Raw genomic sequence first — 12,984 nt, forward strand, 5'->3', positions numbered from 1 at the left:
GAAGCCGGAGTCCCGAAGCATGGCAATGCCGCCGTTCCTCAAACGCCTGATCGCCGAGCGCGACGGCAATACCATTCTGATCGTCGCGGCCGCGCTTCTGCCCCTGATCGCGATCATCGGAGGCGGGCTCGACATGAGCGTGGCCTACCTGGTGCGCGGCAAGCTGCAGAATGCATGCGATGCCGGGGTGCTCGCGGGGCGCCAGATCATGGAAGGCTCGCGCTGGAACCGGACCGCCGAGGACGAAGCCGACCGCTTCTTCGATTTCAATTTCGAAGAAGGCTTGCTGGGAACACGCGCAGTTGCCTTCGAGGCGACCCCCAACCCGGACGACAGCAACGAGATCCTCGGGACAGCGCAGGCAACCGTGCCGATGTCGCTCATGCGCATCTTCGGCTACACCCAGACCGAAGTCACGGTCGAGTGCAACGCCAAGCGCGACATGGGCCACAACGACGTCATGCTCGTGCTCGACGTCACCGGCTCGATGAACGATGCGCCGAGCTCGGGCGGCTCGACCAAGATCCGGCGCCTGCGCTCGGGCGCCATGGGCCTCTACCGCGCGCTCGACGAGGACAACGGCTCCGTCACGCGCTTCGGCATCATGCCCTATTCGCACACGGTGAACGTCGGTCGCTCACTGATGAACAAGGACATCCTCAAGGAACAGTCCTATGTGCACGTGGAGCGTGAGTGCTATTATTACTACGGCAACCAATATTGCTACAATCGGGCTGCGACCAAGACGGTCCACATCAACGAATCCTCCTGGAACAACGGGCAAGGTGGCGGCAGCACGGGCGGTAACACGCAGAACTTCCGGACCAGCGGCGACGGCTGTATCGAGGAGCGCCCCTCCATCGGCAACACGCTCGATCCTTTCGAGATCGAGACAAGCATCTCGCGCGCCGACATCGACACCCGTGCGGGCAACGCGGGCAATGAGCCCGAGCTGCAGTTTGGCCGCTACGACCCCGCCGTACAGGAGGCCGAGACCCAGTCGGGCTGCCCCTCCGAGGCGACAACCTTGCGTGAGTACAATTCCGAAAGCAGCTTCCAGACCGCGATCAATGATGCGACCGCGCGCGTGACGGGCGGCACCTATCACGACATCGGCATGCTCTGGGGTGTGCGCTTCATCTCGCGCACGGGCTTCTTCTCCAGCGACAACCCCACCGAGCGCGACGACGTGCCCGTACGCCAGCACATCGTCTTCATGACCGATGGCCGTCTCGACACCGACAAGGCCGATGGCTCCAACGACCTCTACAGCGCCTATGGCCTGCAGCGCTTCCAGCAGCGCGTGCAGGGTTCGGGTGCGATGCGCAACCGCCATATCAGCCGCTTCGATTCGGCCTGCACGGTTGCCAAGTCGATGGGCATCACGATCTGGGTCATCGCGCTCGATGTGACCGACACCGACGATATCGAAAGCTGCGCCACCAGCTCTTCGCAGTTCTACACCAGCGATGGCTCTGACCTCGAACAGATCTTCGAGGACATCGGCCGCGGCATCGGCAACCTGAGGCTGACGCGATGAGGCTGCCTCCCCTCCTGCGCCGCCTCAGGCGGGACCGGGGCGGCGTCACCGCCGTCGAGTTCGGACTTCTCATCGGCCCGCTGATGGTGCTCCTGACGGGCGCCTTTGACCTGGGCTACCAGTCCTACGTGCTCTCGGTGCTGCAGGGCACGCTCTCGGACGCCGCGCGGCGCGCCTCCGTGGAAGAGCCCGAGTTCATGACCGAGGGGGACACGACCGAGGAGCGCGTGGCCGCACAGATCCGCGCACAGCTCGCCAGCATTGCCCCCAATGCCACTCCGCAGATCACGATTCGGAACTACTACGAGTTCAGCGGCATCGGGAATGCCGAGAAGCTGATGACCGACGTCAACGGCAATGGTCGCTTCGACTATTACGACGGCGACTGCTGGCTCGACAGCAACGGGAACGGCGAATACGACCTCGATGCCGGGCGCAGCGGCATCGGCGGCGCGAACGACATCGCCTTCTACGAGGCCACGATCGAGGTCGACCGCCTGCTTCCCGTCCATCTTTTCACAGGCGGCGACGCGGCGGTTTCCCTCACCGCGAAGAGCGCCTTTCGAAACCAGCCCTACAGCGCCCAGGCCGTACCCCCGGTCCTGTGCGGGGAGCGGCGGCGATGAAGCCCCTGCCCTCGCGCCTGCAGGAACTCGGAGCCGATGAGAGCGGCGTTGCGATCATCGAGTTTGCCCTCATCGCGCCGCTCTTCCTGATGGTCCTGTGTACCGGCCTCGAACTCGCCAACTACGCCCGCGCGCAGCTGCGCGTGAGCGAGATCGCGATGAGCGTGGCCGACAACGCCGGGCGCGTCATGGGCGGGATCGACGAGGCCAACGTCCAGGAGGTCTTCGCCGGAGCCGCTTCCATCGGCGAGAGCATCGATTTCGAGGCCAATGGCCGCATCGTCCTCTCCTCGCTGGAGACCAACGGCCGCAGCGGACGCAATGCCGGCCAGATGATCCGCTGGCAGCGCTGCTGGGGCGAAGGCGACTTCGATCCCGCCTACGGCACCCAAGGCACGGGCCGTACCAACAACGCGCTGTCACAAGGCATGGGCCGCAACGGGCACCGCATTGCCGCTTCCTCGAACACGGCGATCATGTTCGTGGAAGCCAGCTACACCTACCAGCCGCTGATTGTCGCTGCCTTGTTCGATACTGGCACGATCCGGTACGAAAGCGCCTTCAACGTGCGCGGGCGGCAGAACCAGGAGCTGAGCAACGCGCAAGGCCTGACCGTCGCCAGCTGCGACTGACGCCTCCATCGAAGCGTTGCACGAAAAAAGGGGCGCCCCGATCCCGGGACGCCCCTTTTGTCTGTTCAGGCTCGTGTCCAGCCGGCGATCACGCCATGGCTGCGGCCGCTTCCTTGCTGGACGTCATCTTGCTGACAGCGAAGATGGCGAGCGTGGACGCGATCACGCCCGGAATGATCTCGTAGACCCCGGGTCCGCCCAGGAAGCTCGCGTTCCACTCCATGGCGATCCAGAAGATCACGACCAGCGCGCCCACGATGAGGCCCGAAACCGCGCCCGCACCCGACATGCCGCGCCAGGTCAGCGCAAGCAGGATCATCGGTCCGAAGGCCGCGCCGAAACCGGCCCAGGCGTTCGAGACGAGCTGGAGCACCTCGCTCTCGGGATCACCCGCGATGGCGATGGCCGCCAGCGAGACGATCAGGACCGCCACGCGCCCCACGTTCACGATCTCGCGCTCCGATGCGTCCTTGCGCAGGAACAGGCGGTAGAAGTCCTCGGCCAGCGAGCTGGACGAGACCAGCAGCTGCGAGGAGATCGTGCTCATGATCGCGGCAAGGAGCGCGGCGAGCAGGAAGCCGGTGATGAGCGGGTGGAAGAGCAGATGCGCAAGCGCGATGAAGATCGTTTCGGGATCGTCGAGCGGAATGCCGTTGCGCTGCATGTAGGCGCGGCCTGCAAGGCCCACGCCCAGCGCGCCGATCAGCGAGACCAGCATCCAGCCCATGCCGATGTTGCGCGCAACCTTGACGTCCTCGACACTGCGCACGGCCATGAAGCGCACGATGATGTGCGGCTGCCCGAAGTAGCCCAGGCCCCAGGTCACGGCCGAAAGCCAGCCGATGAAAGTCAGGCCATGGGTGAGGCTGAGGAAGTTGGGGTCGATCTCGGTCAGCGTCACTTCCATCTGCGCAAAGCCATCGCCCTGCCCGCCCCAGAGGACCACGATCGGCATCAGGATCAGCGCGACGACCATGATGCAGCCCTGGCAGAAGTCGGTGAGCGAAACGGCGAGGAAGCCGCCGATCATCGTGTAGGCCAGCACCACGCCCGCGGTCATCCAGATCCCGAACATGTAGTCGCTCATGCCGACATCGCCGAAGAGCCCGGCAAAGCTGGTAACGAAGAGCTTGCCGCCGCCGACGAGACCGGCCGCGGTATAGACGGTGAAGAAGACGACGATGATGACCGCCGACACCACGCGCAGCAGCGTCGCCTTGTCGGGGAAGCGATTGGCGAGGAATTCGGGAATGGTCAGCGCGTTGCCGTAGGAAACCGTCTGCTCGCGCAGGCGCGGGGCAACGACCACCCAGTTGACCAGTGCGCCCAGGAAAAGGCCAATGCCGATCCAGGCTTCGACCAGCCCCGAGGCATAGAGCGCGCCCGGCAGTCCCATGAGGAGCCAGCCCGACATGTCCGAGGCCCCGGCGGAGAGCGCCGCGACGGCTGGGTGCAGGTTGCGCCCGCCCAGCAGATAGCCTTCAGAGTCCTCGGTGGACTTCTTCCAAGCATAGAGACCGATGCCAAGCATCAGGACAAAGTAGAGGGTTAACGATATCAAGGTTCCTGTCTGCATAGGCCGAGGACATAGCCACCCGAGTCGCAAAACCCAAGGCGTGCAGGGTAGAAAGCCCGAAATTGACAGGATCGCATCGTGGCAGATGACGATGCTTGCCGGATCGGCCCTACCCGCGACATATCCTTAGGTCGCACATTCAATGCGTTTCATCGCGCTCCTCGCAAATTTTCTATTTTCCAACCGGAACTTGGCGCAGGCGCGAACGCGAACCAATCGCAATATTGCTGAAACTTTGCCAATTTGATCGGTACAATCGATCACACTTATCTGGCCTCCCCGTTTGGGCCCGCCCGCGCACGGGCCTACCCTTTCTCCAGCGCGCTGAAACCAGCGCCGCGTTCGTCGCAACAGGTGGAGAGGCTCCATGCCCAAGAACACAAAGATGACCCTTCGCGCCGCCCTTCTGGGCAGTGCGCTCACCCTTCTGGCTCCGCAGGGCGCATTCGCCGCGGCCGAGAACGAAACCGTGATGGAAGAGGACACCTCGGTCCGCGCCAAGATCCACGGCATGACCAACGAGGACTGGTGGCCCCAGCGTCTCGACCTCGCCCAGTTGCGCCAGCACGAGGCGATGTCCAACCCCTACGGCGCCGACTTCGACTACGCCGCCGAATTCGCCAGCCTCGACCTTGCCGCGGTCAAGGAGGACATCCGCAAGGTCCTCACCACCTCCCAGCCCTGGTGGCCGGCCGACTACGGACATTACGGCCCCTTCTTCATCCGCATGGCCTGGCACTCGGCCGGAACCTACCGCGTGGGCGATGGCCGGGGCGGCTCGGACGGCGGCGAGCAGCGCTTCGATCCGCTGAACTCCTGGCCCGACAATGTCAGCCTCGACAAGGCCCGCCGCCTCGTATGGCCGATCAAGCAGAAGTACGGGCGCAAGCTCTCCTGGGGTGACCTCATGGTGCTCTCGGGCACGGTGGCCCTGGAAGACATGGGCTTCAAGACGCTCGGCTTTGCCGGCGGGCGCGTCGATGCCTGGCAGCCCGACCTCGTCTACTGGGGCCCGGAAACAGAGATGATGGGCTCCCAGCGCTACACCAAGGACGGCAAGCTGCAGAAGTCGCTCGCGGCAACCACGATGGGCCTCATCTACGTCAACCCGGAAGGTCCGGGTGGCAACCACGATCCGGTCTCGGCCGCGCAGGCCATCCGCGTCGCCTTCGGCCAGATGGCGATGGACGACGAGGAAACGCTGGCGCTCATCGCGGGCGGGCACACCTTCGGCAAGGCGCACGGCGCGCACAAGCCCGAGGACTGCCTGGGTGACGAGCCCACCGCGGCGGGTGTCGAGAGCCAAGGCCTTGGCTGGAAGAACAGCTGCGGCAAGGGCAACGCCGAGGACACGCTGACCTCGGGGCTTGAAGGCGCCTGGTCCGCCGCCCCCACCCGATTCACCACCCAGTACATCGACAACCTCCTCAACTTCGAGTGGAAGACGACCAAGAGCCCGGCCGGAGCCACGCAGTGGATCCCGACCGACCCGGCCGCCGCAAGCCTCGTCCCCGACGCCCATGTCGAGGGCAAGTTCCACGCGCCGATCATGTTCACCACCGACATCGCCCTCAAGCGCGATCCGGGCTTCCGCGCGGTACTCGAACGCTGGCAGCAGGACCCGAGCCTGTTCGCCAAGGCCTTCGCGCGCGCCTGGTTCAAACTGACCCACCGTGACCTCGGCCCAGAGGCCCGTTATCTGGGCGCCGACGTCCCGGGTGAAACCTTCGTGTGGCAGGACCCGCTGCCCGAGCCCAGCTTCGCCCCGCTCAGCGACGCGCAGGCCGATGCGCTCAAGTCGACGATCCTGTCCTCAGGGCTCACCGTGCCGCAGCTCGTGCGCACCGCCTGGGCCTCGGCCGCGACGTACCGGGGCACCGACATGCGCGGCGGCGCGAACGGCGCGCGCCTGCGGCTCGATCCGCAGACCTCCTGGGAGGTCAACGATCCGGCCGAACTGAAGATGGTGCTGGACCAGTTGGAGAAGGTCCGCGCGAGCGCGGCCGATGCAGGCTCGCCGATCTCCATGGCCGACCTCATCGTTCTGGGCGGCGCGGCCGCGATCGAAAAGGCCGCGAGCGATGCCGGACACCCCGTCAAGGTGCCCTTCACGCCCGGCCGTGTCGATGCCACGCAGGACATGACCGACGCGGCCTCCTTCGCCTATCTGGAGCCCAAGGCCGATGCCTTCCGCAACTATTACAGCGAAGGTGCCAACTACGCACCGGCCGATGCCATGGTCGACAAGGCCGACATGCTGGGCCTGACCGTCCCCGAAATGACCGTTCTTGTCGGCGGTATGCGCGCGCTCGGCGCCAACGCAGGCGGGTCCACGGCGGGGATCTTCACCAGCCGTCCCGGCCAGCTTACCAACGACTTCTTCGTCAACCTGCTGACGATGGACACCGTCTGGTCGAAGTCGGCCACCCCCGGCCTCTACGAGGGCAAGGACCGCGCGAGCGGCGAGGCCCGGTGGACAGCCACCCCGGTCGACCTGATCTACGGTTCGAATTCGGAGCTGCGCGCGGTCTCGGAAGTCTATGCTTCGGCTGACGCTCAGGACCTGTTCGTCTCCGACTTCGTCGCAGCCTGGACCAAGGTGATGAACGCGGACCGCTACTGATTCCGTTTGGGCGGCGGGCAGATGCGCCCGCCGCCCCACTTTGTACCGAGCAGATGCGGCGTCGGCGCAGTCAATCTCACGCCTGCATACAAAAAAATGCGCCACACTAGCGCGCAACATGCAAACGAATGCTTCCTCGCAAATGCGGGATCCAGGTCCGCGCGCACGCATGGGGCCACACCACGTCACACTTCACGAACATCTTGAACAGGATGGGCCTCGCAACTACGACGCCCCACCTTACTCCTTCAGGCTGTTCGGGAACCTTTTCAATGCGCTATCTTGCCCGCCCGCTTCTCCTTGCCGGTCTTGCCAGTCCCCTGCTGCTGGCAACTGCTCCGGCGTCCGCACAGTTCGGAGACGTCTTCGGAGCGATCAAGAACCAGGTCGAGCAGGAAGTCGAGCGGCAGGTGCGCGGCACCGGCGGCAACACGTCGGGCTCGCAGGACAGTGCCGCAGGCGGCCAGAGGCTGCAGATCAACGAAGGCTTCGCCTTCACCCCCGGCAGCCGGACCATCGTCGCAACCAACTTTGCCGACGCACCGCTCGGCACCATGCCCGATGCCTGGAAGACCAACGGCTCGGGCGCCGTCGTCTCGGTCGGCGGGATCGCAGGCAACTGGCTCAAGCTCCAGCCCTTTGCCACCTACAAGCTGAACGAGAGCAAGGCCCTGCCCGAAAGCTTCACGGTCGAATTCGACGTGCTCACAGCGGCGGACACTGCGCGCGATGCTTCGGGATTCTATTTCGGCTTCGCGCGGGACAACAGCGTTGCCGATTACATCATGGACGCCCACAACCACGGCGCCATCGCGTCGGTCCACGTGAACTACACGGGCAGCAGCAACGTCTCCAGCAGCGCGACCGACTACTACCACGCCGAACGCCTCGACCTGCGCCACTACGCCAACCAAGTCATGCACGTCTCCATCGCGGTCGAGGGCGAGATGCTACGGGTCTATCTCGACGATCAGAAGATTGCCGACACCCGCGCCTTCACAGGCCAGCTTCCGCGCTACTTCTTCATCAGCGCCCCGACCCGCACGCGCAACAACGCCCAGTTGCTGTTCGGCAACTTCCGCGCCGCGCACTAGCCGATCCTCCACCGCGAGAGCGAAAAGTGACAAGTTGCGTCAGATAAAATACCGACCACAATTGCGGGAACCGCCCCCCGAAGACATGCAACAAGCCATTGATTTAATTATCCCTCGCCACACCAGAATGACCAAATTGCAACACCCTTCGGCAAATACTTAGACACTACCGATAATCCCTATTGCGATCCGCCCCGGTCTGCCGAACCTTGCAACCGTCCAACGCGCCACCGTGGCTCGATGGGCACACGATACATATCCATCACAAGGCACCGGCCACCGAAGGCCGGGCCGTAATCCGCCGGTCGCGCCGTAGCGGGTCAGGAATGCACACTCGCGAAGGCAGCCGGCACAGCAGAACCGGGGCTTTTATGAGGATTGCACAAGTTTCGTCTCGCAAGGTGATGCGCCGCAGCCTGCTTCTGGGCTCGGCGGCGGGGCTCGCGCTCCTGTCGGTCGAGGCCGGCGCGCAGGAGCGGCCGGGGCAGGCCTGGAACACCGCGCATGGCGCGGGCAGTGATGCCACCACCGTCTTCGAAGCCGCCTACCGCCAGATTCAGGCGCCCGACGTCGTGAACGCGCCGCACATCGTGGTCGCGGACCCCGGCGACAGCACCACCAGCCTCGACCCCGAGGATGTGAACGGCGTTGGCCAGATGATCATCGACCAGCAGAACGGCTTCATCGGCCTGTGCACCGGAACGCTGATCAACCCGCGCACGGTGATCTTCGCCGCGCACTGCGTAAACGATCGCGATCCCACCACCTACGGCTCCACCACCGGCGGCGTGCCGATCGGCTTCGGCTTCGCGCAGGACAACTACAACGGCCTTCTCGACTGGTACTTCGGGGGAAACCAGACCAACCCGGACCTGGCCTTCTACAACGCGGACTGGGTGAACTATCACCCCGCCTCGCTCGAACCCGCCGCGATCTCGTTCCTCTATGGCGACGTCGCGATGGCCTCGCTCGACACGCCTGCCGCCGACGTACCGACCTGGGCGCTGATGTTCTCGCCGCTGCCCACGCCCGATGAGATCACCGACGAGAATGGCACCGGCTACCACGTCAAGATCACCGGCTATGGCCGCAACGGCTCGGGCTCGACGGGCGACACCGGCGGCATCGACTACCGCCGCCGCGCCGCCGAGAACATGCTCGGCGCCCTCGCCAGCCTTGACCAGCGCGACCTGTTCCTGTTCGGCAGCACCTCAGGACTCCCGCAGAACCTCTACATGCTCGACTTCGACGACCCGCTGCGCGGAACGCCGGACGCGAACCCCTACGACTTCAACCTGTGGAAGGATGCGGCCACGCCCAACGAGGGCACGACCGCAGGCGGCGACTCGGGCGGTCCGCTGATCCTGGATGAAACCTACGACATCGACGTCGTCATCGGCGTGCTCTCGGGCGGCAGCCGCTTCTTCGGCCCCCAGCCCTTCAGCACGTATGGCACGATGAGCTTCTACCAGCCGCTCTATCTGTACTGGGACTGGATCGCGGCCAACAACCCCTACCGCTACGCCAGCGCTGTCGAGGGGGACGGAGCCTGGGAAGATCCCGAGCACTGGGTGACTATCACCGATCCCAACTACATGGTGCTCGACGCCGACGGCAACCTCGTCAACGGCGTACCCGATGCCCCTGGCGCCGGGTCGGCGGGCAGCCCGGATTCGTTTGGCCACGCCTGCTTCCAGCTGGGCGGCGACGACATCTGCGAGGACATGGCGACTGGTGACATCTACATCGACGGCGAACTTGTCGATGCGAGCACGCCGGTCACCACCGATGCCGGTGCGACCGTCGCCATCGGGGAGCTGCTCGCCCGCGCCGACGACGCGGCCCAGGCCACGGATACACCGTTTGTCCTCGACGCGCCCACCATCGCCAACGGCCTTCCCGGTGCGAGCGATTTCGTACCGGACAACGATGCGGGCGATCCCGCGAACGGCGTGCGTCCGACCTACTACGACGTGACACTGAGCGCAGACGGTACGACGACGCTCTCGAGCGCGGTCACCATCGACCGCTTCTCCATGGACGGTGCGGGCGCCGCCCTCGACATCACCGAGGAAGGCTCGCTCACCTCGCTCATGTCGATCAACCAGTACCAGGGCATGGTGCGCGTCGACGGTGAACTGGCCACCAATGGCGACTACATGCTGATGACCGGCGGCCTGCAGGGTTCGGGCATGATCACCACGCCCTACTTCACCAACGTTGCGGGCGTGATCGCGCCGGGCGGCGTGGGCGAGATCGGCACGCTGACGTTCAATGGCAACGTGATCCTCTCCTCGGGCAGCACCTACCTCGTCGACCTCGGGCCTTCGGGCACATCCGACCTGATCGCGGTCAACCCGACCATACTCGACCCCGCCGACGTTCCGCTCGACGGCATGGCCGACATCGGCGGTCTCGTCATGTTCAATCCCACCGGCATGGTGCGCGACGGCGACGAATACACCATCCTCACCGCCACGGGCGGCATCGAGGGCGAGTTCGACAACTGGAACGCGATCAGCGCCATCCTGACGCCCGAGCTGAGCTACACCGACACCGAGGTCCTCGTCACCATCGAGGCCGGGCTCTATGCAGATGTCATCGATCCCTCCTCGAACGTGCAGTCCGCCTACGCGCAACTGCTCGATCAGAACCGCGCGTACTACGGCAACCTTGCCGGGGTCTACGGGCCGCTCGACATGATGGGGATCGCGGGCATCCAGGGCACGCTCGAGGAGCTGGCCCCGCGTGAGCAGCCGCTTCTCCAGTCGATGGCCACCGCCGCACTGGACACCAATTCGCGCTTCCTGCGCGAACGTATCGCGACCGTGACCGCGGGCAATTCGGGGGGTACCCTCTCCTACTACGGCAGCCCCAGCGGCGCCCTGTCGGCGTTCGACACCAGCAACACCGCCGGTACGGCCCCGTCCATGGCGGGCGCAGGCGGCGCCCCGGGTTCGGTCATCGAGGGCGCCCTGCCCGACACGATGAGCGCCTTCGTGGCCGGTGGCTACATCGACGGCAAGAGCGATGGTGCCCCGACCGCCCGGCCTTATGCCGGCGACAAGTTCGACGGCTACTATCTGGCTGGCGGCCTCGAGATCTCGGACGGGGGCACCGGCTTCCTCGGCATGGCGCTCTCGTACACCCGCATGGAGGGCGACCCGGGCTATCCCACGCGTGACGTCACCGGCGACATGTTCCAGGTCAATTTCTATGGCGGCACCCGGTCGGCGAGCGGCTTTGGCATCGATGCCCAACTGAGCGGCGGCTTCTGGGACTTCAAGACGCAGCGCGACGTGATGATCGGTACCAGCGAATGGTCGCTGCGCGCCGACGATTCGCCTCTCGTGCTGAGCGGCGAGGCGGGCATCAGCCAGATGATCGGCATGGGCGGCGCGTTGAGCTTCACCCCGCGCGTTGCCTTCCGCTACGCTTCGGTCGACTTCACCCGCACCAAGGAAGTCGGCGGCGGTCCCGCCCTGCAGTACGAGATGGACGATTACGAGAGCGCCCAGGCGCGTGCCGGCGCACGCCTCGCCGCCAACGGGGCGATCAAGCCCTATATCTCGGCAACCTATGTCCATGACTTCCAGGACAAGCCGGGCTTCTTCGGCGCGAACTTCGTGGGTGGCCGTGGCCCCGACGCCTTCTTCGCGCTGCCCGGCGACGACCAGGACTGGGGCGAGATTGGCGTGGGCATCACCACCGGTGGCCAGATCGCGGTTTCGCTCCATGCCGAAACGACCGTGTGGCGCAATGACCTGAGCTACCAGTCCTACCGCGGCACGGTCAGCGTCCGCTTCTGATAAACTCCCGTTCCGTTCGCGCGGTTTGCCGAGTGCCGCGCGAACGGACCTCAGGATATGAAAAGGCGCGCAAGGATATATCTGTCCTTGCGCGCCTTTTCGTGTCCGTTGGCGAGCCGCCAGGCCGCCAAACTCTAGCCAATCAGTAAAGCCCACCCAGGACCCGCTCGAAGTGCGCATCGACATGATCGTTACAGGAGCAGGCCCGTTTGGCGAGTCCATCGCGGTCAAGCACCTCGATGCCCCCGCGCCGTGTGCGCAGCAGGCCATCGCGCTTGAAGCGCTGGAGGACCCGGCTGGCGTAGCTGCGCCCGACCCCCATCATCGAGGCAAGCTGTTCCTGCGTCATCGTCACGCTGGGGCGGCCCATGCGCGCCACGGCCGCAACCAGCCACTTGGCCGCCCGCTGCTCGATGGTGTGGACCGCGTTGCAGGCGATCGACTGGAAGACCTGCGCCATGACGCAATCACTGTAGCGGTTCATCAGGTGCCCGACCGCCGGGTTGTCGCGCTTCAACCGGTCGAGATCGCGCAGCGCGATACGCTGGAAGAGCCCGCCATGCAGCACATTGGAACGGGCAAAGGCGGGCAGATTGCCATGGCTAACCACCCCGCCAAGAGCGCCTTCCCGGCCGATCAGGATGGTCTCGACAGCCACGCCCTCGTCCATTTCGACAAAGTACGAGCAGATCGCCGAACCCGTCGGGAAATAGCAGTAGTCGATATTGGTGCCCGGCTCGTAAAGCACCGCGCCGGATTCGAAGCGAACCTCCTCCAGTGCCGAGGACAGCGCGTCGCGATCGTGCGCTTCCAGCCGCTCGAGAAGGGCGTTGTCGTTGTTCAGGGCCATAACGTCCATAAGGTCTTCCCGACGCCTGCGCGCCGCCAGTCACATGTGTTGATCCCTGCCTAACGAGCCGCTCCCGCGCATGTTCCTGACACAAACTGTCACTTTCGAGTTCTGTGCGCTAATGCACAGACAGGCGTCTCACGCGCTGCTATTGCGTGCCTCAGGAACATTTCTCGAACCTTGACGTTCGACCTCACGAACGCGGCGCACAGAACGCGGCGTCCGGTCGCGGTG

General features: G+C 65.1%; 8 protein-coding genes. 6 read left to right on the top strand and 2 right to left on the bottom strand.

What is annotated here, in order from left to right; genetic code table 11:
* Nucleotides 1-19 precede the first annotated feature (19 nt).
* From MTR65_RS01820 to MTR65_RS01830, 3 genes are read left to right on the top strand one after another with little or no spacing between them, the layout of a single operon-like run.
* Nucleotides 20-1,540 (top strand): Tad domain-containing protein, encoded by a 1,521-nt coding sequence (locus MTR65_RS01820; protein ID WP_243796596.1) that lies wholly within the window; start codon nt 20-22, stop codon nt 1,538-1,540.
* Nucleotides 1,537-2,166 (top strand): TadE/TadG family type IV pilus assembly protein, encoded by a 630-nt coding sequence (locus MTR65_RS01825; RefSeq protein WP_243796597.1) that lies wholly within the window; start codon nt 1,537-1,539, stop codon nt 2,164-2,166. Before MTR65_RS01820 ends, MTR65_RS01825 begins: the two co-directional genes overlap by 4 nt.
* Nucleotides 2,163-2,798, top strand: coding sequence for a TadE/TadG family type IV pilus assembly protein (locus MTR65_RS01830; protein WP_243796598.1), 636 nt, complete (start codon nt 2,163-2,165; stop codon nt 2,796-2,798). Before MTR65_RS01825 ends, MTR65_RS01830 begins: the two co-directional genes overlap by 4 nt.
* Nucleotides 2,799-2,886: 88 nt before the next feature.
* Here MTR65_RS01830 and putP read toward each other — a convergent pair whose 3' ends face one another.
* The gene (gene putP, locus MTR65_RS01835; protein WP_327194307.1) at nt 2,887-4,359 is read right to left on the bottom strand and encodes a sodium/proline symporter PutP; all 1,473 of its coding nucleotides are present in this window, start codon (nt 4,357-4,359) and stop codon (nt 2,887-2,889) included.
* Between the two features lie 382 nt (nt 4,360-4,741).
* On the opposite strand from putP, the gene katG reads away from it, so the two are divergent.
* From katG to MTR65_RS01850, 3 genes are all read left to right on the top strand, one after another.
* Nucleotides 4,742-6,997 (top strand): catalase/peroxidase HPI, encoded by a 2,256-nt coding sequence (katG, locus tag MTR65_RS01840; protein WP_268739200.1) that lies wholly within the window; start codon nt 4,742-4,744, stop codon nt 6,995-6,997.
* Nucleotides 6,998-7,269: 272 nt separating this feature from the next.
* Nucleotides 7,270-8,091 carry a hypothetical protein gene (locus tag MTR65_RS01845; RefSeq protein WP_243796601.1) on the top strand — a complete coding sequence of 274 codons (822 nt, stop codon included), beginning with the start codon at nt 7,270-7,272 and terminating at the stop codon, nt 8,089-8,091.
* A 404-nt stretch (nt 8,092-8,495) separates the two neighbouring features.
* The gene (locus MTR65_RS01850; protein WP_243796602.1) at nt 8,496-11,900 is read left to right on the top strand and encodes an autotransporter domain-containing protein; all 3,405 of its coding nucleotides are present in this window, start codon (nt 8,496-8,498) and stop codon (nt 11,898-11,900) included.
* A 142-nt stretch (nt 11,901-12,042) separates the two neighbouring features.
* Here MTR65_RS01850 and MTR65_RS01855 read toward each other — a convergent pair whose 3' ends face one another.
* Nucleotides 12,043-12,759 (bottom strand): Crp/Fnr family transcriptional regulator, encoded by a 717-nt coding sequence (locus MTR65_RS01855; RefSeq protein WP_243796603.1) that lies wholly within the window; start codon nt 12,757-12,759, stop codon nt 12,043-12,045.
* Nucleotides 12,760-12,984 lie beyond the last annotated feature (225 nt).

Origin of the sequence: Novosphingobium mangrovi, assembly GCF_022818885.1 — a bacterium.
GTDB lineage: Bacteria > Pseudomonadota > Alphaproteobacteria > Sphingomonadales > Sphingomonadaceae > Novosphingobium > Novosphingobium mangrovi.